The following is a 26,521-nucleotide window of genomic DNA, read 5'->3' on the forward strand; positions in this document are numbered from 1 at the left end:
ATGCATGTTGTTGTTACCGGTGCCAATCGCGGGATCGGCAAAGCGCTGTCCGAACTCTACCAGGGACATGGGCATTCGGTCAGCGGCACGACCCGGGATGGCAGCGCCGGGCTGACATTGGACGTCACGGACCCCGAGCACCACGCGGCGATGGCTGCCGATCTGGATGGTGCCCCGGTTGATCTGCTGATCTGCAATGCAGGGGTTTATCTGGACAAGGGTCAGGACATCAATGGCTATCCGGCCGAGATGTGGGCGCAGAGTTTTGCAACCAACGTTACAGGTGTGTTCCTGACCGTGCAGGCATTGCTGCCCAACCTTCGGAAAGCAAACGGAAAGATTGCAATATTGTCGTCCCAGATGGCATCGCATTCCTGTGCCCCGGGCGGCAGCTATATCTATCGGGCATCAAAGGCTGCGGCGCTGAACCTAGGGCGCAATCTGGCGACGGATCTGCGCGCGGACGGCGTCGCCGTAGGGATTTATCACCCGGGTTGGGTGCAGACCGATATGGGTGGCAGCGCCGCCGAGATCACTGTGGATCAGGCGGCAAACGGCCTTATTGCGCGGTTCGACGCCCTGTCACTTGAAACCACGGGATGTTTTGAGACCTGGGATGGCCAAGCTCACCCCTACTGAGCGTTCAGAGCCGCTTTGGGTATTTCGAACACTTCCGAGGGTTCGATAAAGATGACCATTATGTCACCGGGGGTTTCGTATGACAGTTTCGAGGTCGAACTGCTGGAATCCGGAACACCGTCGGTGAAATAGATGTTGCGCACATCTCCGGTCGGCAGTTGTACAGCAAGTGTTGCCGTGCCGTCGTCGCGGCGGCGCAACTCGGCATGACAGCTTTGCAACGGCGCCCCCGCAGTGGCCGCGCAGGGCACGGTGCCCAAAGCGTTCTTACCGTCGGTGCCCGCTTGGGTTGCGACCTGGGCCAGGGCCGGGGACGAAATCAGGCTAAGAGCCAAAGCAAAACGCAGCATGGAAATCCTCTTGAATTAAGTGGTTACCGATACGCATACACATGCCGATCAGCTTGTAAAGTCGCGCATCCGGCGGGCCTGCCCACTTGCCCTTGCGGTTCCCCTCGCATATGAGGCACGCAACCTGACTTTCAAGGCGCGGAGACACCTGCCCCCATGCCAGTACTTGTAATGAAATTCGGCGGCACTTCGGTCGCCAATCTTGACCGTATCCGCCGCGCCGCGAAACGCGTGGGTGTCGAAGTGGCCAAGGGATACGACGTGATCGTCATCGTTTCGGCCATGTCGGGCAAGACCAATGAATTGGTGGGCTGGGTCGACGAAACTTCCCCTCTATACGATGCGCGTGAATATGACGCCGTAGTCTCGTCGGGCGAGAACGTGACCGCCGGGCTGATGGCTTTGACGCTTCAGGAAATGGATGTCCCCGCGCGCAGCTGGCAGGGTTGGCAGGTGCCGCTGTTGACCAACAGCGCCCACAGTCAGGCCCGAATTGAGGATATTCCGACCGATAACATTGGCCAAAAGTTCGCCGAAGGCATGAAAGTTGCCGTTGTGGCTGGCTTTCAGGGGCTTAGCCCCGAGGGCCGGATCACCACGCTTGGCCGTGGGGGGTCAGATACGACTGCTGTGGCCTTTGCCGCCGCATTTGGTGCCGAGCGGTGCGATATCTACACGGATGTGGATGGTGTCTATACTACCGACCCGCGTGTTTGCGACAAGGCGCGCAAGCTGGACAAGATTGCGTTCGAGGAGATGCTGGAACTCGCCTCACTGGGGGCCAAGGTCCTGCAAACCCGCTCGGTCGAGCTGGCGATGCGGTTTAAAGTGAAACTGCGCGTTCTCTCAAGTTTTGAAGAACAATCCGACGAGGCCGGTACGCTGGTCTGCGACGAGGAGGATATCATGGAATCCAATGTTGTGGCCGGTGTGGCCTATTCCCGCGACGAAGCAAAAATGACCGCCGTTTCGGTGGCGGACCGCCCGGGCATCGCTTCGATCATCTTCACCGCGCTCAGCGAGGCGGGTGTGAATGTGGACATGATCGTGCAGAACATCTCGGATGAAGGGCGCACGGATATGACCTTCTCGTGCCCGACCGAACAGGTTGCCCGCGCCGAGCAGGCGCTGATGGGAATCAAAGATCGGGGCGAGTTGAACTTTGCCGAACTGGTCGCCGACAACGACGTCTGCAAGGTCTCGGTTGTCGGTATCGGCATGCGCTCGCAGTCCGGTGTCGCGGCCAAAATGTTCAAGGTACTCTCGGATGAGGGGATCAACATTAAGGTCATTACAACCTCTGAGATTAAAATTTCCGTCCTCATCGACAGGAAATACATGGAACTTGCTGTTCAGGCACTGCATGATGCCTTTGAACTGGACAAGGCGGCCTGAGCATTCAGCCAAGTGGCCCGTCTGAAACCGTAACGTGGGTGGGCCATGGCGGACGGCACCGAAACTGAATCCCGCAAGCTGCTGGGGCGGCTGCGCGAAGAGATGGCGAGCGAGGCCGCCGGTCAGGAACGTCTTGACCGGATCACGCATCTGATTGCGGATAGCATGCGCAGCGAGGTGTGTTCGGTCTATCTGTTCCGAGACGAAGACACGCTTGAGCTCTGCGCGACCGAAGGTCTGTCGCCCGAAGCGGTCCACAAGACGCGTATGCGTCTGGGCGAAGGGCTTGTCGGCCGCGTCGCCCAAAGTGGCAAAGTCGTGAACACGGCAGATGCGCCCTCGGCCAAAGGGTTCCGCTATATGCCGGAGACCGGGGAAGAGCGTTTTTCGTCGTTTCTGGGCGTTCCAGTGCAACGACTGGGCGAAAAGCTGGGCGTTCTGGTCGTTCAATCGCGCGAAGCGCGCGAGTTTTCTGCAGATGAAATATATGCGCTGGAAGTGGTTGCCATGGTTTTGGCCGAAATGGCCGAGTTGGGTGCCTTTGTCGGTGAAGGTGCGGCGCTGTCTCCATTGCACCAGCAGTCGGTTTTGCTGCGCGGAGGGCCGGCACAGGAAGGGTCTGCCGAAGGCCATGTCTGGCTGCACGAACCTCGCGTCGTGGTTACGAACCCGATCGCAGAAGACCCCCACCGCGAACGCGAACGCCTGACCGAAGCGGTCGAGGAATTGCGCGTCGGCGTCGACAAGATGCTTGAGATTTCGCAGGGCGGTGACAAAGAGCAGCTTCAGGTTCTTGAAGCCTATCGGATGTTCGCCAACTCCAAAGGCTGGATGCGCCGGATGGAAGAGGACATTGCTCTTGGCCTCAGCGCCGAGGCTGCGGTGGAGAAAGAGCAATCGCAGGCCCGGGCGCGGATGAGTCAGGTCTCGGACCCGTACCTGCGCGAGCGTCTGGCCGATCTGGACGACCTCAGTAATCGCCTGCTGCGGATTCTGACCGGGCAGGGCGGCAATGGTGCTGCTGATCTGCCACCCGACCCGATTCTGATCGCACGTAACATCGGACCCGGAGATTTGCTGGAATACGGACGTGCGCTCAAGGGAATTGTCCTTGAGGAAGGCTCGGTCGGTAGCCACGCTACAATCGTTGCCCGCGCGCTGGCGATTCCGTTGGTCGTCCATGTGGGCCGGATCACGACCGAAGCGCTTAACGGCGATCACATCCTGGTCGACGGTGACCAGGGCGTCGTGCATCTGCGGCCCGAAGATACCGTCGTGAGCGCATTCCGTGACAAGATCGCCATGCAGGCCAAGGCGCAGGAACGGTATGCGTCGATCCGCGAAACGCCAACGGTGACGCAGGATGGGGCGCGACTCAATCTTGTGATGAATGCCGGGTTGATGGCCGACTTGCCGTCACTCGAAAACTCGGGAGCCGAGGGTGTCGGGCTGTTTCGCACCGAGTTGCAGTTTCTGATCCGCAATCAGATGCCCAAGCGGCAGGAACTTGTTTCGCAATATCAGCGTGTTCTGGATGCCGCAGGCGAAAAGCGCGTGGTGTTTCGTACGCTGGATATCGGGTCGGACAAGGTGCTGCCCTATATGAAGCATGTTGCTGAGCCAAACCCGGCGTTGGGGTGGCGCGCGATCCGTGTTGGTCTGGACAAGCGCGGCGTCATGAGGATGCAGCTGCAGGCGTTGATCCGCGCCGCCAACGGTCGTCCGCTGACCGTCATGTTCCCCTTTGTCGCGCAGGCAGACGAATTCCGCGAAGCCCGATGGGAGGTCAACAAGACCATCGATCGGGAAAAGCGACTGGGCCATGTTTTGCCCGAAGCGCTTGAGATCGGCGCAATGCTGGAGACGCCTTCACTGGCTTTTGCTCCGCAGAAGTTCTTTGACGAGGTCGATTTCATTTCAATCGGCGGCAACGATCTGAAGCAGTTCTTCTTTGCCGCCGACCGCGAGAACGAACTGGTGCGTCGCCGTTATGACACTCTGAACGTCAGCTTCCTCAGCTTTATTGAACGTATCGTCGAACGGTGCGGCATTTCCGATACCCCGGTGAGTTTCTGTGGCGAAGATGCAGGCCGTCCGGTCGAAGCGCTGTGCCTTGCGGCCATGGGTATTCGGACATTGTCGATGCGCCCGGCCTCGATCGGACCGGTCAAAAGTCTGCTGCTGCGGTCCAATCTTCAGGACGTGCGCAAAATCATCGCCGACGCCCGGCACAGGGGCGAGCAATCGGTGCGTCCAGCGGTAATGGACTGGCTACGCAATCAGAACTGAGTCCGAATATCGCTTGAAATGTGATTATCAGCTTGATTTTTGCGCTCTGCCTTTTTATTCAGACGGCAAATGTTAGCGATAACAGTTCTCGCTGATCGATCAGACCCACCCAGCCATGAAGGCGCTTGGGTGCAATGCCAGGTCAGGCCGACGGCGAAGAACTTGGGAAGGAGCCAACGATGGTTTCACGCGTAATACCAGTCGATCCATTTGATCTTGTGTTGTTCGGCGCAACCGGTGATCTGGCGCAGCGCAAAATTCTGCCTGGGCTGTACCACCGGTTTGAAGTGGGCCAGATGCCGGATGATGCACGTATCATTGGAACCGCAAGGTCGGACATGGACAGCGACGCCTTTCGCGCGCAGGTGCGCAGCTCGATGCAGGAGTTTGCGCCGAATTTTGACAAGGACACGCTCGATCGGTTTCTGGATCGGGTAGATTATGTGCCGGTGGACGCGCTTGGCGATGCCGGGTGGGCGGGGCTGACAAAAGCGTTGCGGCCCGATGTCGTGCGGGCCTTTTATCTGTCCGTTGGTCCGGGCCTGTTTTCCGGCATTGCGCAGCGCCTTTATGACGCTGGCCTTGCCACGCCCGAAAGCCGCATTGTGGTGGAAAAACCCTTTGGTCACGATCTGGCGTCGGCCGAGGCCCTGAACGAAGGATTGCGCGCCTGCTTTCAGGAGCATCAGATTTATCGCATCGATCACTATCTGGGTAAGGAAACCGTGCAGAACCTGATGGCGCTGCGCTTTGCCAATTCGCTGTTCGAGCCGCTCTGGAACGCCACCCATATCGACCATGTGCAGATCACGGTTGCCGAAACCGTCGGTGTCGAAGGGCGCGGGGCCTATTACGATCAGTCCGGAGCCATGCGGGACATGATCCAGAACCATCTGGTGCAGTTGCTGTGTCTGACGGCGATGGAGCCTCCGTCCAAGTTCTCGCCCAACGCGGTGCGCGACGAAAAGGTCAAGGTGATCGAAGCGCTGGAGCCGGTCGACCAGGGCGATATCGCCCGCGGTCAGTACCGGGCAGAGAAAGGCGAAGGCGGGTATGTGGATCACGTTGGCAATCCCGGCAGCCGCACCGAAAGTTTCATTGCCCTCAAGGCGCATATCGGCAACTGGCGTTGGGCTGGTGTGCCGTTCTATCTGCGTACAGGCAAGCGCCTGCGGGCGCGCGAGTCTGAGATTGCGGTCTTCTTCCGCGATCCGCCGCATACGATCTTTCCCAACGTTGGCCCGTTGCATGGCAACGTGTTGGTGATCCGTCTGCAACCAGACGAAGGCATCACCCTGCGCACCACGATCAAAGAGCCCGGTCAGGGCGGCTTTCGGTTGTCCGATGTCGCGCTCGACATGAGCTTTGCCGATGCGTTGGGTGACGATTCACAATCCCCGGATGCCTATGAACGCCTGATCATGGATGTGATCCGGGGCGACCAGACACTGTTTATGCGCGGCGACGAGGCCGAGGCCGCCTGGGCTTGGGTCGATCCCATCATTCACGGCTGGGAAGAGCGCGGCGATCGCCCGGCTCGCTATGATCAGGGCAGCTCGGGTCCCGAAGAAGCGCTGATGCTGATGCATCGGGACGGACGCCGCTGGCGTCAGATTGGGGGATAAGATGGTACACAACGTCATCACTGATGTCACTCAACGCATCATCGACCGCAGTGCCGATCTGCGTGGGCCGCATCTGGAGCGGATGGAACACGCTCGATCCAAGGGCCCGGCGCGCGCGCATCTGTCTTGTAGCGGTCAGGCCCATGCCTATGCGGGGGCAGGGCAGGACCAGCAGTCGATGGCGACCGGCACCGCTGGAAATCTGGGTATCGTCACCGCCTATAACGATATGCTCTCGGCTCACCAACCGTTCGAACGCTACCCGGGCCTGATCCGCGATGCGATCCGTGCTGCAGGTGGCACCGCGCAGGTCGCCGGTGGTGTGCCTGCCATGTGCGATGGCGTCACGCAGGGCGAGGCGGGGATGGAACTGTCGCTGTTCTCGCGCGACGTGATTGCCCTGGCGACGGGCGTGGCGCTCAGCCACAACACCTACGATGCGGCGGTGTTCCTTGGCGTCTGCGACAAGATCGTGCCCGGCCTGATCATCGGCGCACAGGCCTTTGGTCATCTGCCTGCCGTCTTTCTGCCCGCCGGTCCCATGACCAGCGGCCTGCCAAACGACGAAAAGGCCAAAGTCCGCCAGAAATTCGCTGCCGGAGAAGTGGGTCGCGAGGAACTGATGGCCGCCGAAATGGCCGCCTATCACGGCCCGGGCACCTGCACCTTCTACGGCACTGCCAATACCAACCAGATGCTGATGGAATTCATGGGCCTGCACTTGCCGGGCTCGAGCTTCGTCAATCCCAATACGCCCCTGCGCGACGCGCTAACCGAAGAGGGTGCGCGGCGGGCCTTGTCGCTTAGCGCGCTGGGCAACAACTATACGCCTGTGTACCAGGTTCTGGACGAGCGCGCTTTTGTAAACGGTATTGTTGGTCTGATGGCGACTGGGGGCTCAACGAACCTGCTGATCCACCTGATCGCGATGGCCCGCGCCGGTGGCATCGTGCTGGACTGGGAAGATTTCTCTGACATTTCTGGCGTTGTGCCTCTGGTTGCGCGGGTCTATCCCAATGGCTTGGCCGACGTGAACCATTTCCACGCGGCGGGTGGTCTGGGCTATTGCATCGGAACGCTGCTCGAGGACGGGTTGCTGCACCCTGACACACTGACCGTCGCAGGGCAGGGGCTGCACAACTACACTAAGGAACCCAAACTGATCGAGGGCGAACTGGTCTGGGAAGAGGGCGCAGGCCGCAGCCTGAACGAAAAGATCGTCCGCCCGGCCAAGGACCCGTTTCAGCCCACCGGAGGTCTATCACGCCTGACCGGCAATCTCGGCACCGGTGTCATGAAAGTCTCGGCGGTTGCGCCCGAGCACCAGGTGGTCGAAGCGCCAGTCCGCGTGTTTCACGATCAGGACGACGTGAAAGCTGCCTTCAAGGCCGGTGAGTTCACCGATGACGTCATTGTCGTCGTTCGCTTTCAAGGGCCAAAAGCCAACGGGATGCCTGAACTGCATTCCCTGACGCCAATCCTGTCGATCCTGCAGGGCCGCGGCCAGAAAGTGGCGCTGGTTACCGATGGCCGCATGTCTGGCGCGTCCGGCAAGGTGCCCGCCGCCATCCATGTCTGCCCCGAGGCGCTTGACGGCGGCTCCATCGCCTACCTGCAGGACGGCGATCTGCTGCGCGTTGATGCCGTAAAGGGTGAGCTTGAAATTCTGACGCCCGGCGTTCTTGGTCGGACCCCGGCCACTGCCGATCTCACGGCTAACCAACATGGCGTCGGTCGCGATCTCTTTGGCGCGTTCCGCCAGAATGTCGGCTCAGCCGACACTGGCGCCACCATTTTCGGAGTTTAATCCCATGTCCAAAACCCAACGCACCCGCGAGATCTGCGCATTGGCTCCGATCGTGCCGGTACTGGTCGTCGATGACGCAGCCCACGCCCGCCCTTTGGCCGAAGCGCTGGTTGCCGGGGGGCTTCCCGCGCTCGAAGTTACCTTGCGCACCCCAGCGGCGCTGGACGCGATCCGTGCCATGGCCGAGGTGCCCGGCGGTGTTGTCGGCGCAGGCACGCTGATCACGCCCGAGGACGTCCGCGCCGCCAAAGACGCAGGTGCGCAATTCGGCGTCTCGCCCGGTGCCACCGACGCCCTGATTGCGGCCTGTGAAGCCGAAGGCCTGCCCCTGCTGCCCGGCGCGGCCACCGCGAGCGAGGCGATGGCGCTGCTGGAAAAGGGCTATGACATGCTGAAATTCTTCCCCGCCGAAGCTTCGGGTGGCGCGCCTGCATTGAAAGCAATCGGCGCACCCTTGCCACAGATCAGCTTTTGCCCAACGGGCGGTGTTTCGCCGTCAAATGCACGTGACTACCTGTCGCTGTCCAACGTGGTCTGCGCGGGCGGCAGTTGGGTCGCGCCCAAAACGCTGGTGCAAAACGGCAATTGGGCCGGGATCGAGGCTCTCGCGCGTGAGGCTGCGCTCCTGAAGGATTGACGCCCGGAACCCTCTCGCTAGGGTGGGCGTCAATTCAAACAGGTTAACCTCATGACAAACCAAATCTCTCTCGCGCAGGGGCGCGAGTATCTGGCCATTCCCGGTCCTTCGGTCATGCCCGATGCGGTGCTGCAAGCCATGCATCGCCCGTCGCCCAATATCTATGACGGCGCGCTGATCGAGATGATGCCCACCTTGCTGCAAGACCTGCGCCGTGTCGCCCGCACCGACCACAATGTCGCGATCTACATCGCCAACGGCCACGGCACGTGGGAGGCCGCGTTGTCTAACGTGATCGCACCGGGCGAAACCATACTGGCTCCGGCCTCGGGCGCATTCACCCACGGATGGGCGGAAATGGCCCAAGGGATCGGCGCAAAGGCGGAGGTCATCGATTTCGGAACATCTTCGCCCTGGGATATCGACCGCATCGCCGCGGTTCTGCGCGCCGACAAAAACCACAAGATCAAGGCGGTGCTTGCCGTCCATGTCGACACATCGTCTTCGATCCGCAATGACATCCCGGCATTGCGGGGCCTGCTGGACGATCTGGGTCACCCCGCGCTGCTGATGGCAGATTGCATCGCGTCGCTGGGCTGCGATCGATTCGAGATGGATGCATGGGGTGTCGATGTCACCGTGACCGCCTGCCAGAAAGGGTTAATGACGCCCGCAGGCATGGGCTTTGTGTTCTTTAACGAAAAGGCACAGACCAAGCGCGCCACGATGCCCCGCGTTTCACGCTATTGGGACTGGGAGCCGCGCGCCGATCCCGAGCTGTTTTATCAATATTTCAATGGCACTGCGCCCACGCATCACTTGTATGGATTGCGCGCCGCACTCGACTTGATCCATGCAGAAGGGATCGAGAATGTCTGGACCCGCCATCAACGTCTGGCGCAAGCGGTTTGGGTGGCCTGCGAGTCCTGGGCCGAGGGCGGTGCCTTGCACCTCAATGTTGCCGCGTCCGAACATCGCAGCCATGCTGTCACTGCGCTGCGTCTGACCGAAGGGCGGGGTACGGCTCTGCGCAACATCACCGAACACAAACTTGGCCTGACCCTCGGCATCGGCCTGGGGATGGAGGACTGGGATGGTTGTTTCCGCCTCGGTCACATGGGCCACGTCAACGCCCATATGGTGATGGGAATGCTGGGCGGTATCGAAACAGCTATGGCGTCGCTGGGGATCCCTCGAGGCAAAGGCGCGCTCGAGGCTGCCGCTGCGGTGCTTGCCGCCTGACCACCCACGAGGCCACGACGCCAAACAGCCCCCTTTTTGGCGGCCCAATCCGGGTGCCGACAGTCAGACTTTTTGCTTGGCGATGGCGAGCGCCTCAGGCAGTGCAGACGCAAAAGCAGCCAGGTCTTGCGCGCGGCCGCAACTGACCCGGATGCAGCGGTTTTGCGGTGCGGCAAAGGGCATCCGCACGAACACGCCCTGTTCGACAAGTTGGTCGAGGACAGACTTGGCAAAGGCGCCATCCTGCCCGCAATCCATCGCCACAAAATTGGTGGCCGACGGCAGAGGTTCCAAGCCATTATCTCGCGCGATCGTAGCAAGCTGTTCGCGCGCCTGGGCTATATTGCGCTGAACCTTCTCCAACCAATTGGAATCCTGCAGCGCGGCCAACGCGCCAGCCTGCGCTGCTCGGTTCATGCCGAAATGGTTGCGCACTTTGTTGAAGGCCGTGATCAGCCCTGGTTCAGCGATGGCATATCCGACCCGCGCGCCCGCCATGCCGTAGACCTTGGAAAACGTCCGCATGCGGATCACCCGGGGATCATCCGCCGAGATTGGTGCCGCCGTGCCCTCGGGCGCGCATTCGACATAGGCCTCGTCCAGAACCAAAAGACACCCGGAGGGCAAGGTCTCAAGCGCTGCAACGATTTCGGCGCCCGAATGCCAACTGCCCATCGGATTGTCCGGGTTCGCCAGATAAACCAGTTTTGCCCCGACCTCGGCGGCTTTGGCAAACAGCGCCTTGGGATCCTCATGATCGCCGCGATAAGGCACCTTGTGCAAGACGCCACCAAATCCCACCACGTGGTAATTGAACGTTGGGTATGCGCCATCAGAGGTCACAACCGCATCACCCGGCGAGATGAGCAGCCTCACCAGATACCCCAGTAACCCATCGATCCCTTCGCCGACGACGATGTTGTCGGGGCGGACACCGTGATGATCTGCCAGCGCATGCCTCAGATCGTGATTTTCCGGATCGCCATACATCCAGATATCACCTGCCGCTTTCCGCATCGCTTCAACCGCGCGCGGGGAGGGTCCAAAAACGCTCTCATTCGCGCCCAGTCGCGCCACAAACGGCGCGCCGCGCTGACGTTCCTGAGTTTCAGGGCCGACAAAGGGCACTGTCGCGGGCAAGGATTGGGCAAGCGGGGTGTATCTTGGACTGGTCATTGGCGCAGATAAGCGCAAGCCCGGCATCCGGGCAAGCCTTGCGCTGCTGCCCGGCCGCTTGAGACGCGGCGCTAATGCGTTGGCGCGTCCTGTGTCGCATGCCCTGACGTCGCGGTGGAATTTCCTGCGCCTTTCAGGGCATGGTCAAAGCAACAGAAAGAGGGAGGCCAAGATGGCGCGCGTGTCTGTCGAATACCGGGATCACATCGCTCATGTCACGCTGACGCGTGGCGACAAGATGAACGCGCTGGACGATGCGATGATCAAGGCGATCCTGTCAGCCGGGCAAGAGGTCGCCGCCTCGGATGCCCGCGCTGTGGTTTTGTCGGGCGAGGGCAAGAGCTTTTGCGCAGGGCTCGACATGGCCAGTTTTGCCAGCATGGCCCATACCGACCCGACCGAATGGCTGATGACCCGCAGCCATGAGGATGCCAACGAGATGCAGGAGCTTGCGCTGATCTGGCGGCGCATTCCGGTTCCGGTGATCTGCGCCCTTCAGGGTGTCGCCTATGGTGGCGGGCTGCAAATCGCGCTGGGTGCGGATATTCGTATTGCCCATCCCGAAACGCGGTTGGCGGTGATGGAAATGAAATGGGGCATCATCCCGGATATGGGTGGCATGGTCCTGCTGCCGCGTCTTGTGCGTTCCGACGTTTTGCGCCTGTTGACCTATACTGCGCGCCCCATAGGGGCCCAGCAAGCTAGCGAATGGGGTTTGGTGACCAAGCTTTCCGATGACCCACTGACCGAGGCGCTGGCGCTGGCCGAAGATATTGCAGGGAAAAGCCCATCGGCGATCCGCGCCGCAAAACGCCTGATCGAAGTCGCCGAAGCCAAGCCCCGCGCCGATATTCTGCGTGAGGAATCTGCCGAGCAAGTCGAACTGATCGGAAAACCGGATCAGATGGAGGTTGTGATGGCGCAGATGCAGGGTCGGAAACCCGAGTTCAAATAGTCACCGCATAAAGGCGCGTCGGGCGTCGCGGGCCATGTTGTAGCGCATTTCCAAATCTGCGATTTTCGCCATCGCTGCCTTGCGCGCCTGTGGTTCGGTCAGGGATGCATAGGCTGCCCTGGCAGCGTCCAGTTCTTTGCGGATTGCGAACTCTTCGGGTAAGACACCAGCCTGCGCCATGATCCTGTGACCGGCCGCGATCGCCGGGTCGGTCTGCGCCTCGGACGACCGATCGGGCAGGGGCTGGCCCTCTCCGGCAAGCCCCTCCATTTGACCTTCGGTCTGGGCCTTTTTGATCTGGCGTTCCACCAGTTTTGCAAACGATCCGAACATAGCCCTACTATAGTCACTTGTCGTGCAGGGGAAAAGCGATCAGCGCATTCGGTTGGTCACCAAATAGACGATGCCTCCTGCCATCAGCCCCCAGACGGCTGCGCCCAACCCGAACACCGTAATGCCTGAGGCGGTGATGGCAAAGGTCAGCACGGCGGCTTCGCGTTCGGCTGAGACTTCAAGCGCCGCCGCAATTGAGTTGGCCATGACACCGATCAACGCGACACCAGCCAGTGTTCCCATCAATCGTGGATCGGCATGCGCCGCAAAGCTGGTGATCGCAACCGCAAAAACGCCGAATATGGAGTAGAAAACGCCCCCCATGATCGCGGACCAATATCGTTGCGTCGGGTCCGGATGGCTGTCCTCATTCGAGCACATCGCCGCTGTTATGGCCGCCAGACATGTTGCCGGAGCACCAAAGGGCGCGGACAGGATGCTGGCCCCGCCGACCGCGGGAAACAGCTTGGCCGGATTGGGCGCGAACCCAAAGCTGCGCATCACCGCAATACCAGGGATGTTTTGCGTTGCCATCGTGACGACGAACAGCGGCAGCCCAATGCCGATGGCCGAGGCAAGCGAAAAGCTGGGCATCGTCCAGACCGGGGCCGCCACCAATTGCTCGGGGCCAATCGCGCCGTCGCCGGCAGTCAGAACAACCACGATGGCCGCCGCGACAACCGCTGCCGGAACCGCCATCAGCCGATTGATCCGTCCGGCAACAAACCACGTCAGGATGACCGGCAGCGCCTGCAACGGTATCACTGCGGCTGCCTTGAACGGCAAGATGCACAGCGGCAACAATACGCCGCCCAGCATCGCCTGAGCCAGCGTGGTGGGAATAGCGTCCGCCAAACGCCCCAACGGACGCCAGGCCCCTGCCAGAACCGTCAATGCACCTGCAAACAAGAAAGCGCCGATTGCGCCCGAAAACCCTTCGGCCGGGGTGACCGAAACGGCAAGCAACGCAGCACCTGGCGTCGACCAGGCAACGCTGATCGGCATCTTGTACCAAAAGCTGAGAAGGATTGCCGCCAATCCCATGGCGATTGCCGCGCTCATCAGGCCCGATGCGGCCTGCTGTGGTGATGCGCCCATCGCATTGAGCCCTTGCAGAAGGATCGGGAACGAGCTGAAGAAACCAACGACGGCGACGACAAGGCCGGTCGAGATTGTCTGCATCGGTGGATATAGCTGCTGCATGCTGTCCTCAGGCCGATCTTTGGCTTGTGCTAACAAGTGCCGGGCGACGCGAACAAGAGGAAAGCGCTGAGGGCAAAGAAAAACCCCTCCGTCACACAGAGCGGAGGGGTTTGGATTTGAGTATTTGTGAAAAGATGAAGATCAGGCGATTTCGGCCAGACGGGCGAGCGCTTCGTTCAGTTTCGCCTCTTCTTCCTCGCGAGCGGCGAGGTTGGCTTTGGCTTCTTCGACCACCTCTTCCGGGGCCGAGGCCACGAATTTGGGGTTGTTCAGGCGGCCACGCAACCCACCGAGTTCCTTGGCCAGCTTGCCCTTGGCTTTCTCCAGCCGCTCTTTTTCTGCGCCGATGTCGATGATATCCGCCAGCGGAAGGCCAAAGGATGCGCCGGGGACAGCAATCGAGATGGTGCCTTTGGGCAGCGCTTCCGCTTTGGTCAGGCTGTCGATCCGCGCGAGGCGTTTGATCAGCGCCTCGTTGCGGTCCCAGGCGGCCTGGCCGTTCGTGTCGATCTCAGTCACCAGCATTGGGACATAGAGACCAGCCGGGACCCGCATCTGCGCGCGGGCCGAGCGGGTGTTTTCGATAACCGAGATCACCCAGTTCATCTCACGATCCGCATCTGCATCGACCAAATCGTCGGCGGCGTAGGTCGGCCAGTCAGCGTGGACGACCATTTTAGCGCGATTGCCCGTCAGGCCCCACAGTTCTTCGGTGATGAAAGGCATGATCGGGTGCAGCAGGACCATGCACTGATCCAGAACCCAGCGCATCGTGGCGCGGGTTTCGGCCTGTGCCTCAGTATCGTCGCCCTGCAGCAGGGGTTTTGACAGTTCGACATACCAGTCGCAAACCTTGCCCCAAACAAAGGCGTAAAGCCCGTTGGCCGCGTCGTTGAAGCGATAGCTTTCCAGCGCCGCGTCGACCTCTTCCCGCACCCGCGCGGTTTCGCCGATGATCCAGCGGTTCACAGCGGCATTGGGTTTCAGGTCCGCGACGTCGAGTTGAGGGACGGCGTCCGTGAAAACTTCGTTCATTTCGGCAAAGCGGACGGCGTTCCACAGCTTGGTGCCGAAGTTCCGGTAACCGGTGATGCGCTCGCGCGACAGTTTCAGCACGCCGCCAATCGCTGCCATCGAGGCGTTGGTAAAGCGCAGCGCGTCGGCGCCGAATTCGTCCACGATCTCCAGCGGGTCGATGACGTTGCCGGTGGTCTTGGACATCTTCTTGCCCTTCTCGTCGCGAACGAGCTGGTGCAGGTAGACGGTGTGGAACGGGATTTCATTCACCACAGCCAATTGCATCATCATCATCCGGGCGACCCAGAAGAACAGAATGTCGAAGCCAGTGATCAGAACGTCCGTAGGGAAGTAACGCTCCAGCTCCTCAGTCTGCTCGGGCCAGCCCAGCGTGCCGATGGGCCAGAGGCCGGAAGAGAACCAAGTGTCGAGGACATCGGGGTCGCGCCACACCGGATAAACCAGTTTGGTTGGGTCCTGTTCAATCGCGTACTGTGCAAGGCTTTCGGCAAATTGATGGATCGCTTCGTGTTTGTCGGCAACCTCAACGACGGTCGCGTGGCTCAGTGGGCTGGGAATGTTGGCGTTGTCGTCCAGGAATTTCTCGGTAACGGCCTCCAGGCTGGATGCGCATTCCATGACATTGCCACGATGCAGCATGCCGCCCGCGTTCAGCAAGCGACCCAATTCGACCAGATCAAGGTCGCCATCATTTTTGTCATTGATGAAGTCATCGGCAGAGAGGTCGAGACCATACCAAACCGGAATCTGATGCCCCCACCACAGCTGGCGCGAGATGCACCAGGGCTCGATATTTTCCAGCCAGTGGTAATAGGTTTTTTCGCCCGACTCGGGGATGATCTTGACCGTGCCGTCCTTGACCGCATCCAGCGCGGGGCCGACGACCTTTTCGGCGTCGACGAACCACTGGTCGGTGAACATCGGCTCGATGACCACTTTTGAGCGGTCGCCGAAGGGCTGCATGATCGGTTTGCTCTCGACCAGAGGAACCAATTTGTCGGCCCCTTCGTGGTCCGGCTTCAATGCGGTCGAACCCAAACGCGGATCATCCGCGCGGGTCATCACGGCCAGACCGTCAGCAGTGATCTCCTCGACCACCTTCGCGCGCGCCTCGAACCGGTCGAGTCCGCGCAGGTGGTCGGGGATCAGGTTGATCGCGTCGATCTCATTCTCGGTGAACGACTTTCCTCGCGCATATTCCTGCGCCTTCTCGGCCTCCTCGGCATAGGGCGCGCCATCGGCCCGCATCGCGCCGCGCGTGTCCATCAGGCGGTACATCGGGATGCCGCCGCGCTTAGCCACCATGTTGTCGTTGAAGTCATGCGCGCCGGTGATCTTCACCGCGCCCGATCCGAAATCGGGGTCGGGGTAGTCATCGGTGATGATCGGAATCTGACGCCGATGCTCTTTCGGGCCAACCGGGATTTCACAGAGTTTCCCGACAATTGGCGCATAACGCTCATCCGATGGATGAACCGCTACCGCGCCGTCGCCCAACATGGTCTCGGGCCGCGTTGTGGCGATTGAAATGTAATCCCGCTCTTCGCGGAAGATCACATTGCCGTCTTCATCTTTTTTCAAATACTCATATGTCTCACCGCCAGCCAATGGGTACTTGAAGTGCCACATGTGGCCCGCGACCTCGATATTCTCGACTTCCAAATCCGAGATCGCGGTTTCGAAATGCGGGTCCCAGTTGACCAGGCGCTTGCCGCGATAGATCAGACCCTTTTCGTACATGTCGACGAAAACCTTGATGACCGCGTCGTGGAAATTGGCCGAGTTCTCATGCCCGGTACGTGGGTCACGCGGCGCGCCAGCCATGGTGAAAGCGTTGCGCGACCAATCACAGCTTGAACCCAGACGCTTCAGCTGCTCGATAATCGTGCCGCCGTATTCGCCTTTCCACTCCCAGACCTTGTCCAGAAACGCCTCGCGCCCCAACTCGCGGCGGCCGGGCTGTTGGGACGCGGCGAGCATCTTTTCCACCTGCATCTGCGTGGCGATACCGGCGTGATCCTGCCCGGGCTGCCACAGCGTGTCAAAGCCACGCATCCGGTGCCAGCGGGTAAGGATGTCCTGCAGCGTATTGTTGAACGCATGGCCCACATGTAAGGCACCCGTCACGTTGGGCGGCGGGATCATGATGGTAAAGCTTTCGTTGCGCGAGCGGTTCGCGCCTGCCTTGAAGGCTCCGGCCTGTTCCCAGGCCTCATAAATGCGGGCCTCGGCCTCGGCCGCGTTGAATGTCTTTTCCATCGCCATGGGATGAGTCCTGCGTGATCAATTCCGGGTCAGCGCCTGCAATAACGAATGCGCGCGGCAAGGGGAAGGGGCCGCTCGCGCTCGGAACGCTGTCGATCTATGATCCGCCGGACTCTATTGGCGTATACAGGTCAAAGCTCTCTGCTGCGCCTTGCGCCATCGCTTTGGCCTGATCCGCGCGAATGCGGGCGTGCAACTGTAGCGCGTCGGCGGTGAAGAGTTCATTGGGCGCGGGAATATGGACAAAATTCCCGACCCGATCCTCGCCCCGCGCCAGAATGGCATAGTCGCGCTCGGCCACCTTTTGCTGCGCGTTGGGGTTCAGGTAGCGTATGGCCAGCCCGATCCGGCGATCATCGGACAGGTTCGGACCCGACCCATGTATCGTCAACCCGTGGTGCAGAGACATTTGACCCGGTTGCAGTTCGATATGGGTCTTGTCCGCGTCCGCCACGTCGACTGCAACCTCTTGGCCGCGCGACAGAAGGTTATTGTCTGAAAACGTGTCGTTATGCGGCAGGATCGGGTTTTTATGGCTGCCCTTGACGAAATCCATACAGCCGCTTTCGACGGTGGCAGGTGACAAGGCAATCCAGGCGGTCAACTGATCCTGCGTCTCGCCCATGCCCCAATAGGTCAGATCCTGATGCATCCCCACGACCTGAGTCGTTTTCGGCTCCTTGATGAACAGTTCGGCGGACCACAACAACAGATCGCGGCCCAGCACAGATTCGACGACATCCAGCACCCGTGGGTCCAGCGCAATGCGCGCGACCAGTGGCATCACAACATGGGCGTTTACACGTTTATAGGTGTTCAGGGGCAGGGGCAGGTCGGCCTCGCGCCAAGTACCCTCGATTTCTTCCAGTTCCGCGCGGTACCCTGTGGCTTCGGATTGGGGAAAAACGGTGATTGGAAAGACAAAGCCGTTCTGCCAGTAATCCCGGACGGTTTGATCCGCTAACTGGCCATTTTTTAGTTCGATGGGAACAGACATGAGACCTCCGAGAGCGCGTGTTGTTTTCTCAGCCTAGGCAGGTGCGGAAGACCATCGCAACGCCGTTTCGGGATGCGGATGTCGCATTCGAACCATCGGAGACACTTTTGTTTTCCCAAGCCTGCCGACCCGTAGCTCCGCCTTCAGGTGTACCCCGACAATGATGCCGAGCGGCAACGGATCACGGTAACGTTTCCGGAATTTGCCTTGCCCCAAAGGGTCTGGATACCCATGATTGAGGTTACCCCGGCACCAGTTGGCACAACCGTAAGTGGCTGCGGAGTGGCGGGCCGCAGGGGTGTAACGGCTATTGGGCCGACGCCCTGGCAGTTTGGGGTGCGACGGGCAGATTTGCTTTTCCGCCCTGCAAAGTAAGGGAATTGATTGCGCATGGTTCTGTCACGGCTGAGCAGAAGGATTCTTGGGTGGCTTGGGCGGCCGTTCCGGTCCGAGCATTCTGCCGAAGCGCATCACCGCGAGCCGATTGCCCATGTGATAATTCTCGATGGCACCATGTCGACCCTTGAGCCAGGGTTCGAAACCCATGCAGGCCAGACCCTACGCTTGTGTTGTGAAATGGGCCGGAAGGTCTCGGTCTTTTATGAGGCCGGGGTTCAGTGGGATAGCTGGAAGACCTCTTTGGACGTGATGATGGGACGCGGGATCAACCGTCAGATCCGTCGTGCCTATGGCTATCTGGCGTCGCGCTACAAGCCCGGCGACAAGATATATTTCATCGGCTATTCGCGCGGGGCCTACGGGGTTCGCAGCCTTGCGGGGGTGATCGATCTGATCGGCCTGCTACGGGCCGAACACGCGACCGAGCGCAACATCAAACAGGCCTACCGCCACTATGAATGCAATGCCGCAAGCGAGGCTGCCGCCGATTTTCGCCGGGCATTCTGTCACGAAGACGTTGCGATCGAGATGGTGGGCGTCTGGGATACGGTCAAGGCGCTGGGCCTGCGCCTGCCGCTCTTGTGGCGCTGGGCCGAAGAACGCCACGCCTTTCACAACCACAAGCTTGGGCCCGCGATCCGCCACGGCTATCACGCCATGGCGCTGGACGAGACGCGCGAGGTTTACGAGCCGGTATTGTGGACCTGCACGCCCGAGTTCGAGGGCCATGTCGAGCAGGTCTGGTTCCGGGGTACCCATGGCGATGTGGGAGGGCAGCTCAACGGCTTTGAAGAGGCGCGCCCGCTCAGCAATATCTCTTTAATCTGGATGCTGGATAAGGCGGAACAGCACGGGTTGCCGCTGCCCGAAGGTTGGCGTGACCGCTTCCCCACAGACTCGCATGCGCAATCTGTCGGGACATGGCGCGGCTGGGGCAAGATATTCCTGCTGCGCAAACATCGCAAAGTGGGCAGCGACCGGTCCGAGAGCCTGCACGCTTCGGTCTCACCGGACGAACTGCCGGGCTGGGTGCCGATGCCGAATCTGCCGTCGCATCCGGCGCAGTAGCAGGTCAGCTTGGGACGCAAACGTTGCGGACTGGTTCGATCAGTTTTTCTGGGCGTTCGACAACATCGAAACGCCATCGTCTCGGGGACCAGTTATAGATACGCTGCTCGTCAGGGTGATCAACGATCATCAGGCCGTGAAAGTACCACGCGGAAGTGGATTTGTAGCCGGTCTTTGTCGTGTAGAATGAAAATCCGCGCAATTCATACAGAGCTTCGACCGGAGAATTCTCTGCATGTTCGGCGATACAATAGGGTGCGCCACCTGAGATCAAGTGTGCCTGAACAAGAACCACCGGAACTGTTAACAAAGACCAAAGCGCAGTTACGGTCGCAACTGATATTCCAATCTTTGCCAGCCACGAAGGCTGTGGCTTCCCATCGCGACCAGACCAGATGAGAAAGCTTGATGCGATAGCAATGGTCAAGCTGATACCATGCAGGGCCTGAGTGTCGGTAAAGGGTCCAAAAACGCCAGATGCGAGTGTCAGCAATAGCCCGAGAACAATTGAGAAGCCTGCAAAGATTCTGGCGAGAAGTCGCGGGATCGGTCGCGTTCTCATAAGGACAGCGCCGGCAATGAATGCGGGTATGGTGGGAATGAGCCACACAGAAAGTAGAAGACCTTGAACGAGTAAAAGCAGAGCTTTCCTATCCGAGTCGTCTTCGAAAAAATATGGACCTAACGGCTGTATGTAAGCTGCAAAGATCAGCGTAGCGTAGGCGCAGAACAGAGCTTTGTATTTCAAGTATTGTTGAATCGCTAATTGATCTCTGACAGAAAAAACTGCCTATATTTCTTACAAAAGATAGGCAGCTCGACAATAAAACCCAGATTCACACCGCGATTTTCGGCGTTCACTACGAAACGTCTACCGCCGCCGGTCGCGGCGCGAGCTCATGGGCTGGAACGCCACGCCCACATGCGCCTCGCAATAGGGTTTGCCCGCCTCGACCGGCAAGCCGCAGAACCAGAAATCCTCGGTCGCGGGATCGCCGACGGGCCATTTGCAGGTCTTTTCGGTCAACTCCATCAGAGTCAACTTCTTGGCTTTCTTTTCGACCTCATTGACCTTGGCCAGCGCCTCGGGGCTGATTTCATTCGCCGAAGGCTGCGGCGGCAGCGGCTGACCGGCCGGGATGATCTGGCGGCGCGCCGGGGTGACAGGCTTGGCCTCGGGCGCGGGGGCCGGGCGGGCCGGCTCGGTCTTGGGCGCGGGTTTTGGCTTGGCCTCGGCCTTGGGGGCGGGCGCCGGTTTTTCCTTTGGCTCGGCCTTGGCCGGGGCGGCACCTGTTGCGCGGTTCGACAGGCCCAAACGATGGACTTTACCGATCACAGCATTGCGGGTCACACCGCCCAGTTCCTTGGCGATCTGGCTGGCCGACTGGCCCTCGCCCCACATCTTCTTCAGCAGCTCTACACGCTCGTCAGTCCAGGACATCATTTGCCTTTCAAAAGCGGAAAGCGGCCCCGGATTCGGGCCGCCTTGGGAATTCGTCTCAGCGCCCTATTCTAATCACTGCCGCCCGAGTTACAAGCGGTCTTCGAATCAGCTATGGGGCAGCTATGCAGAATCTTGTGGAACAGGACGTGCATCGTTTCGGTGCGGTCAATTGGATGGGCCTCTATACACTGGCCAAACGCGAAACGCTGCGGTTTCTGGCGGTCTGGACCCAGACCTTGCTGGCGCCTCTGGTGACTGCGGGATTGTTCCTGCTGATCTTCACCATCGCCGTCGGGCCGGGCAGGCCGGACGTCATGGGAGTACCGTTTCTGGTGTTTCTGGCACCAGGTATCATGATGATGACGGTGATTCAGAACGCGTTTGCCAACACCTCATCCTCGATCGTCATCGCCAAGGTGCAGGGGAACATCGTTGATACGCTGATGCCGCCACTTTCTCCGCTGGAAATCCTTTTGGGGTATCTGGCCGGGGGGATCGCCCGAGGAGTTCTGATCGCCTGCGTCGTCATTGTGGCACTGGCGGTGTTTCTGGCGATCACCCCGCAAAATCCGCTGATTGCCTTGGTCTTCGTCATCCTTGGTGGGGCGTTCATGGGGGTTCTGGGCGTTTTTGCCGGAATTTTTGCCAACAAGTTTGACCAGATGGCCGCGATTACCAACTTCATCGTCACTCCGCTGGCGTTTCTATCCGGCACTTTCTACTCGGTCGAAGCGCTGCCGCCCGTTCTCAACCGCCTGAGCCATCTGAACCCTGTCTTCTATCTGATTGATGGTCTTCGCTATGGGATGATCGGCGTGTCCGATAGCTCTCCGTGGCTGGGCATGGCCGTTTGTACCACCGCGACGTTGCTGGTCGGGGCCGTCACCTGGCAAATGCTGCGGACGGGTTACCGACTCAAGGCCTGACGCAGCCGCGCCTCGCGCCAGACCAGAATCAGGCCTCCGGTCAGGATGATGACCGAGCCGATCAGGCTGACCCCGTCCGGGACCACCCCGAACACCACGAAATCGTAGAACGCGGCGAAGATCAGCGTGGCATAGCTGATGGGTGCCACAAAGGACGCGTCCGCCCGCGCCATTCCGTTGACGAAACAAGCTTGCGCGCAGGCCATCAGCACGCCGATGCCTGCCAATGCCGCCCATTGCTGTGACGTCGGCCACTGAAACACAAAGCTGACTGCGACCGAGGCGATGGTCAGTCCCATGGCATTGTTGATCAGCAGAATCTGAATTGGAATCTCTCTGCCCGAGAGTTTTTTGATGAATATCAGTTCCATTCCGATCACCGCCGCGGCCGTCAGCGCCAGCAACGCAGCGGGTTGAAAGCTTGCAGGTGTGGGACGCAGCAGCACCAGCGCCCCAATCAGAGCGACTAAGGCGGCCAGCCAGCGCCAGGGGCCGACACCCTCTTTCAACAACGGAATAGCCAGCACCATGGCAAAGACCGGGTTCAGGAAGGATATCGCCGTTGCGTCCGCAATCGGGATGAACGCGACCGAAGCAAACATCAGCGTGATCCCCAACCAGCCAAAACTCGTCCGACCGATATGCAGGCCCCAATGCGGGCGGCTCAGGCGTGGACGCAGTACGCCAACGGCAGTCACGATCACCAGAAAGGCGAACAGAAACCGCCCGTGGCTGATCTGCATTGGGTGCAGCGCGGGGCCCAGTACATCCGTACCCAGTGCTTTGGCAAGCAACGTGGTGGCCGCCAGAAGGGCGCTTGCCGCGAGGATCAGCAAGGCCGCAAGCGGAGGGTTCTGGCGTATCGGCGTCATGGTCCACCCGTGCGGCACAGCTAGGCAAATGGCAAGCGGCAAATACCTGTCTTGGCATGAATTTAGCCTGACCACAAAAAACAGGGTTTTCAGGCCGTCCATGTCCGGCTATACGGCCCGGCATGATCAAAACCGCACATATCCTGCGCCTCCGACGCCGACGCCCGACCGCTTAACCGGCCCGTTTGATCTATTTGCGCTGTTCAAATCCGCGCAGTTCCCACCAAATCAGTTGACGAACCCGGCCCCGGTGCATCACTCACTTGGGCTCAATATATCGAAAAGGATGATCCGATGATCCCGTCCGTTCTGCCGACCTATAATCGCGCGCCCCTGACATTCGTGAAGGGCGAAGGCGCATGGCTGACCGAGGCGGATGGTCGACGTTTTCTGGACCTCGGCGCCGGGATCGCGGTGAACGCGCTGGGCCATGCGCATCCGGCGCTGGTGGCCGCGCTGACCGAACAGGCGCACGCGCTGTGGCATGTTTCGAACCTCTATAACATCCCGCAGCAACAGGCGCTGGCCGACAAACTGGTGGAACACACTTTTGCCGACACGGTGTTCTTCACCAACTCAGGCACGGAATCCTGCGAACTGGCCGTGAAAATGGCCCGCAAGTATTTCTATGACAAAGGTCAGCCTGACCGGGTCGAGATCATCACCTTCGACGGCTCGTTCCATGGCCGGTCGTCTGCAGGCATCGCCGCCGCCGGGTCTGAGAAGATGACTAAGGGCTTCGGCCCCCTGCTGCCCGGCTTTGTGCACCTGACCTTCGGCGATCTCGACGGCGTCACCAACGCCATCACCGAACAAACGGCGGCAATCATGATCGAGCCCGTGCAGGGCGAAGGCGGCATCCGCCCGGTTCCCGACGCGGAACTCAAAGCACTGCGCCAGATCTGCGATGACAACGGCCTGCTGCTGATCCTCGACGAGGTGCAATGCGGCGTTGGCCGCACCGGCAAGCTCTTCGCGCATGAATGGGCGGGCATCACGCCTGATATCATGATGGTCGCCAAGGGTATCGGCGGCGGCTTCCCGCTGGGCGCCGTCTTGGCGACCGAAGAGGCAGCCAGCGGCATGACCGCAGGCACCCACGGTTCGACCTATGGCGGCAACCCTCTGGGCTGTGCCGTGGGCTGCGCAGTGCTGGATCAGGTCGCCACCCCTGCCTTTCTGGATGGCGTCAACCGTAAGGGGGGCCTGCTGCGTCAGAAGCTAGAAGGGCTGGTGGCCGACCACCCCGAGGTGTTCGAAGAGGTGCGCGGATCAGGTCTGATGCTGGGTCTCAAATGCAAACCCGCAAATATTGAAGTGGTCAACGCAGGCTATGACAATGAGGTCATCACGGTTCCCGCCGCTGACAACGTGATCCGCCTGCTGCCTCCGCTGACATTGACCGAGGACGACATCGCGCAGGCGCTGATCCGCCTCGACAAAGCGGCATCTCAGGTCGAGGCTACCCTCGAAACTGCCTGAATTCATCTTTTCTTAAATACTCCGGGGGTGTGGGGGCTGGCCCCCACCCTTAACCAGTCAAAAGCGAAACGAAATGAACCACTTTCTTGATATCCACAAAACCGATGCGGCCGCATTGCGGTCCATGATTGATCAGGCAGCGGCGATGAAACAGGCCCGTCTCGGCCGTCCCAAGGCTGCGTTGGATGCTGAGCAACCGCTCAAAGATCGCATGGTCGCCTTGATATTCGAAAAGCCGTCGACCCGGACCCGTGTGTCTTTTGATGTCGGCGTGCGGCAAATGGGCGGACAATCCATGGTGCTGTCCGGCAAGGATATGCAACTGGGTCATGGCGAGACGATTGCCGATACGGCTCGGGTGCTGTCGCGCTATGTCGACATGATCATGATCCGTACTTTTGACGAAACCATCCTGACCGAAATGGCCGAATATTCTGACGTGCCGGTGATCAATGGCCTGACCGACCGTACGCATCCCTGCCAGATCATGGCCGACGTTTTGACCTTCGAAGAACATCGTGGCCCGATCAAAGGTAAAAAGGTCGTCTGGACCGGCGACGGCAACAATGTCTGTTCTTCGTTTCTGCACGCAGCAGGACAATTTGGATTTGACTTGACCTTCACCGGGCCAGCCCAGTTTGACCCCGAGGAAGAATTCATGGGTTTTGCGCGCCAGAAGGGTTCGAAAATCGTGGTCGAACGGGACGCGTTCAAAGCCGTCGAAGGGGCCGACCTTGTGGTCGCTGACACTTGGGTTTCGATGCACGATTCCCAGTCGGCGAAAGAGCGTCGCCACAACCTGCTGCGGCCCTATCAGGTCAACCCCGAGTTGATGGCGCATGCCAAACCAGACGCGCTGTTCATGCATTGTCTGCCCGCCCATCGCGAAGAAGAGGCGACCTCGGATGTCATGGACGGCCCGAATTCGGTCATTTTTGATGAGGCCGAAAACCGGCTGCATGCGCAAAAGGCCGTGATGCGCTGGTGCTTGGGCGTCTAACGCTTTCGCACATCCCACACGCGCAATTTGGCGAGCGTGCGTGCGCTCGCCAATAGAACCAATATGCAGATCGTGGACTTGGTCATGATCTCCATCGTGCCCTCGATCAGCATGGCGTGCACGACGCTACCGATGATGGTCACGACCGCCAAGGCCGTATGCGATAGGCGCCAGATGCGAAATCGTAGCTTTAGGCGCTGTCGGAACACGCCCAGCAAGCCAGCGGCAAAAACCGCCCACATGGCCACCACGCCCCAGGCCGAGAACGGTGTCGGTGATGTAAACAGAAGCGCGTCTACAACATCCGGGGGGCTGGTGATCCACAAACCAACCACGTGAATGATGACGGCTGCCACTAGACTCAGGCCAACCCGCCGGTGCCAGTGTCGGCTGGCCACGGCAGACAACCCCGGAAGATATCGACCTGCCAAAAGTGGCTGCACAAGCAGCAGGCTCATGCTGATCACCCCTGCAAATCCGGCGAGGATGTAAACGGGCTGGCGCCAGGCCAGATAAGGGCTGGTCGCCGCTGCGCCGATCGGGGCCAAGAGGACGATGATCAGGCTCGCCCAGATCGCTACTGGTTTGAGCACGCGTCAGGCAGGTTGCAGCACAAAATGCGCAGCAAGCGTTGTGTCGCTGGCGCGGGACATGATGGGGCGCAGAAACACGGTCTTAAACTCACCACTGTCATAAGCCAGATGGCCATGGGGTTGGCCGAACGCCGGAACGATCTGTGGCATCTCCAAACGAAACTCTCCGTTTGCGTCGGTCAGAGTGGCGCCGTGGCTATGCGGATCGCGCTCGTGCCCTTCGGTCGTGTGGGCCCAAATCTGGATGCGCTGGCCGGGCAGGGGCGCACCGTCCCCGGCGCGGCGGACTGTCCCTGTCATCCAAAACCCACCGCGACCGATCCGGTCGACAATCGGTGCACCGGGCAGGTAGTTGTTCGAGCCACCTCGCATGGATCGCGTCGGCGCCAGCCCGCTAGCGCGCGCCGGGCGCCAGAGACCGGACGCTCCGGTCGCAAGAACCGCACCGCCAGCGGCGATCATCGCGCGGCGCGTCAGTTTCGAATGAGTCATGGCAGACCTCCTGCAATGCACGATCTGATCGGGTCGTTTCCGGAACCCGGACACTACCTTTCCGCAAATATAGCACGCCAGGCTTGCTTGCCGAGCCGTCACCGGCAGAGAATTGCGCAACCTCACGCCGCCGTGAGCCGCCGCGACGATCCGGGCACGTCCAAAAGGCAACGGGTCGGCCGCGTCCGCACCGGCATTGTGCGAAGGCGCACTTTCCCAAGCTGTTCGCTGTCTTATATGCATTTGTGTGAACACGGCGTCACCTCAGACGCGCGGCCAAATGGGAGAAAAGTC

23 protein-coding genes are annotated in these 26,521 nt (G+C 60.2%); 12 read left to right on the forward strand and 11 right to left on the reverse strand.

The genetic code is table 11. The features are described from left to right. A complete protein-coding gene (locus ACR0JA_RS07340) occupies positions 1 to 639 on the forward strand; it encodes an SDR family NAD(P)-dependent oxidoreductase (RefSeq protein ID WP_480572152.1) in 639 nt (212 codons plus the stop codon). Here the strand turns inward: ACR0JA_RS07340 and ACR0JA_RS07345 are convergent. Beyond that, positions 633 to 989 (reverse strand): hypothetical protein, encoded by a 357-nt coding sequence (locus tag ACR0JA_RS07345; RefSeq protein ID WP_480572155.1) that lies wholly within the window; start codon positions 987 to 989, stop codon positions 633 to 635. The two genes, ACR0JA_RS07340 and ACR0JA_RS07345, sit on opposite strands and share 7 nt — an antisense overlap. A 156-nt stretch (positions 990 to 1,145) precedes the next feature. On the opposite strand from ACR0JA_RS07345, the gene ACR0JA_RS07350 reads away from it, so the two are divergent. From ACR0JA_RS07350 to ACR0JA_RS07375, 6 genes are all read left to right on the forward strand, one after another. Continuing rightward, complete coding sequence (locus ACR0JA_RS07350; protein ID WP_480572158.1) at positions 1,146 to 2,384, forward strand: aspartate kinase; 1,239 nt, start codon at positions 1,146 to 1,148, stop codon at positions 2,382 to 2,384. A 45-nt stretch (positions 2,385 to 2,429) separates the two neighbouring features. After that, on the forward strand, positions 2,430 to 4,673 hold the full coding sequence (gene ptsP, locus ACR0JA_RS07355; RefSeq protein ID WP_480572161.1) for a phosphoenolpyruvate--protein phosphotransferase: 2,244 nt from the start codon (positions 2,430 to 2,432) through the stop codon (positions 4,671 to 4,673). 179 nt (positions 4,674 to 4,852) lie between these two features. Beyond that, the gene (gene zwf, locus ACR0JA_RS07360) at positions 4,853 to 6,298 is read left to right on the forward strand and encodes a glucose-6-phosphate dehydrogenase (RefSeq protein ID WP_480572164.1); all 1,446 of its coding nucleotides are present in this window, start codon (positions 4,853 to 4,855) and stop codon (positions 6,296 to 6,298) included. A 1-nt stretch (position 6,299) separates the two neighbouring features. Then, on the forward strand, positions 6,300 to 8,105 hold the full coding sequence (edd, locus tag ACR0JA_RS07365) for a phosphogluconate dehydratase (protein WP_480572168.1): 1,806 nt from the start codon (positions 6,300 to 6,302) through the stop codon (positions 8,103 to 8,105). A 4-nt stretch (positions 8,106 to 8,109) separates the two neighbouring features. Continuing rightward, positions 8,110 to 8,742, forward strand: coding sequence for a bifunctional 4-hydroxy-2-oxoglutarate aldolase/2-dehydro-3-deoxy-phosphogluconate aldolase (locus ACR0JA_RS07370; protein WP_480572171.1), 633 nt, complete (start codon positions 8,110 to 8,112; stop codon positions 8,740 to 8,742). Between the two features lie 51 nt (positions 8,743 to 8,793). Continuing rightward, complete coding sequence (locus ACR0JA_RS07375; protein WP_480572174.1) at positions 8,794 to 9,984, forward strand: pyridoxal-phosphate-dependent aminotransferase family protein; 1,191 nt, start codon at positions 8,794 to 8,796, stop codon at positions 9,982 to 9,984. A gap of 63 nt (positions 9,985 to 10,047) precedes the next feature. Here ACR0JA_RS07375 and ACR0JA_RS07380 read toward each other — a convergent pair whose 3' ends face one another. Continuing rightward, a complete protein-coding gene (locus ACR0JA_RS07380) occupies positions 10,048 to 11,160 on the reverse strand; it encodes a pyridoxal phosphate-dependent aminotransferase (protein WP_480572177.1) in 1,113 nt (370 codons plus the stop codon). 172 nt (positions 11,161 to 11,332) lie between these two features. Here ACR0JA_RS07380 and ACR0JA_RS07385 point away from each other — a divergent pair, with 172 nt between their 5' ends. Next, positions 11,333 to 12,115 carry a crotonase/enoyl-CoA hydratase family protein gene (locus tag ACR0JA_RS07385; protein WP_480572180.1) on the forward strand — a complete coding sequence of 261 codons (783 nt, stop codon included), beginning with the start codon at positions 11,333 to 11,335 and terminating at the stop codon, positions 12,113 to 12,115. Here ACR0JA_RS07385 and ACR0JA_RS07390 read toward each other — a convergent pair whose 3' ends face one another. The 4 genes from ACR0JA_RS07390 to ACR0JA_RS07405 all read right to left on the reverse strand — a co-directional run bounded on the left by ACR0JA_RS07390 (position 12,116) and on the right by ACR0JA_RS07405 (position 17,951). Continuing rightward, a complete protein-coding gene (locus ACR0JA_RS07390; RefSeq protein ID WP_480572183.1) occupies positions 12,116 to 12,448 on the reverse strand; it encodes a DnaJ family domain-containing protein in 333 nt (110 codons plus the stop codon). A 39-nt stretch (positions 12,449 to 12,487) separates the two neighbouring features. Next, positions 12,488 to 13,651, reverse strand: coding sequence for a benzoate/H(+) symporter BenE family transporter (locus ACR0JA_RS07395; protein ID WP_480572186.1), 1,164 nt, complete (start codon positions 13,649 to 13,651; stop codon positions 12,488 to 12,490). Positions 13,652 to 13,792: 141 nt separating this feature from the next. Next, positions 13,793 to 16,954 carry a valine--tRNA ligase gene (locus ACR0JA_RS07400; protein WP_480572189.1) on the reverse strand — a complete coding sequence of 1,054 codons (3,162 nt, stop codon included), beginning with the start codon at positions 16,952 to 16,954 and terminating at the stop codon, positions 13,793 to 13,795. A gap of 97 nt (positions 16,955 to 17,051) precedes the next feature. Beyond that, positions 17,052 to 17,951, reverse strand: a complete 900-nt coding sequence (locus ACR0JA_RS07405; protein WP_480572192.1) for a phytanoyl-CoA dioxygenase family protein — start codon at positions 17,949 to 17,951, stop codon at positions 17,052 to 17,054. 390 nt (positions 17,952 to 18,341) lie between these two features. Between ACR0JA_RS07405 and ACR0JA_RS07410 the strand changes: the two genes are divergently transcribed. Next, a complete protein-coding gene (locus tag ACR0JA_RS07410; RefSeq protein ID WP_480572195.1) occupies positions 18,342 to 19,418 on the forward strand; it encodes a DUF2235 domain-containing protein in 1,077 nt (358 codons plus the stop codon). Between the two features lie 4 nt (positions 19,419 to 19,422). On the opposite strand, the gene ACR0JA_RS07415 is transcribed toward ACR0JA_RS07410, so the two are convergent. Continuing rightward, positions 19,423 to 20,166, reverse strand: a complete 744-nt coding sequence (locus tag ACR0JA_RS07415; RefSeq protein ID WP_480572198.1) for a hypothetical protein — start codon at positions 20,164 to 20,166, stop codon at positions 19,423 to 19,425. Positions 20,167 to 20,289: 123 nt separating this feature from the next. Next, the gene (locus tag ACR0JA_RS07420; protein WP_480572201.1) at positions 20,290 to 20,859 is read right to left on the reverse strand and encodes a GcrA family cell cycle regulator; all 570 of its coding nucleotides are present in this window, start codon (positions 20,857 to 20,859) and stop codon (positions 20,290 to 20,292) included. A 125-nt stretch (positions 20,860 to 20,984) separates the two neighbouring features. On the opposite strand from ACR0JA_RS07420, the gene ACR0JA_RS07425 reads away from it, so the two are divergent. Beyond that, entirely contained in the window at positions 20,985 to 21,788 is an 804-nt protein-coding gene (locus ACR0JA_RS07425) for an ABC transporter permease (RefSeq protein WP_480572204.1), read from the forward strand. On the opposite strand, the gene ACR0JA_RS07430 is transcribed toward ACR0JA_RS07425, so the two are convergent. After that, a complete protein-coding gene (locus ACR0JA_RS07430) occupies positions 21,770 to 22,660 on the reverse strand; it encodes a DMT family transporter (protein ID WP_480572207.1) in 891 nt (296 codons plus the stop codon). The two genes, ACR0JA_RS07425 and ACR0JA_RS07430, sit on opposite strands and share 19 nt — an antisense overlap. 294 nt (positions 22,661 to 22,954) lie before the next feature. Between ACR0JA_RS07430 and ACR0JA_RS07435 the strand changes: the two genes are divergently transcribed. Together ACR0JA_RS07435 and argF are read left to right on the forward strand one after the other, a co-directional pair. After that, positions 22,955 to 24,142: an acetylornithine transaminase gene (locus tag ACR0JA_RS07435; protein WP_480572211.1), complete on the forward strand. Its 1,188-nt coding sequence runs from the start codon at positions 22,955 to 22,957 to the stop codon at positions 24,140 to 24,142. A 73-nt stretch (positions 24,143 to 24,215) separates the two neighbouring features. Continuing rightward, positions 24,216 to 25,142 carry an ornithine carbamoyltransferase gene (gene argF / locus ACR0JA_RS07440; protein WP_480572214.1) on the forward strand — a complete coding sequence of 309 codons (927 nt, stop codon included), beginning with the start codon at positions 24,216 to 24,218 and terminating at the stop codon, positions 25,140 to 25,142. Here argF and ACR0JA_RS07445 read toward each other — a convergent pair. Both ACR0JA_RS07445 and ACR0JA_RS07450 read right to left on the reverse strand, forming a co-directional pair. Further along, positions 25,139 to 25,735: a ferric reductase-like transmembrane domain-containing protein gene (locus ACR0JA_RS07445; RefSeq protein WP_480572217.1), complete on the reverse strand. Its 597-nt coding sequence runs from the start codon at positions 25,733 to 25,735 to the stop codon at positions 25,139 to 25,141. The two genes, argF and ACR0JA_RS07445, sit on opposite strands and share 4 nt — an antisense overlap. Before the next feature lie 3 nt (positions 25,736 to 25,738). Beyond that, positions 25,739 to 26,227 carry a twin-arginine translocation pathway signal gene (locus ACR0JA_RS07450; RefSeq protein ID WP_480572220.1) on the reverse strand — a complete coding sequence of 163 codons (489 nt, stop codon included), beginning with the start codon at positions 26,225 to 26,227 and terminating at the stop codon, positions 25,739 to 25,741. Positions 26,228 to 26,521: the final 294 nt, after the last annotated feature.

The organism is Ruegeria sp. AM4, assembly GCF_056540665.1.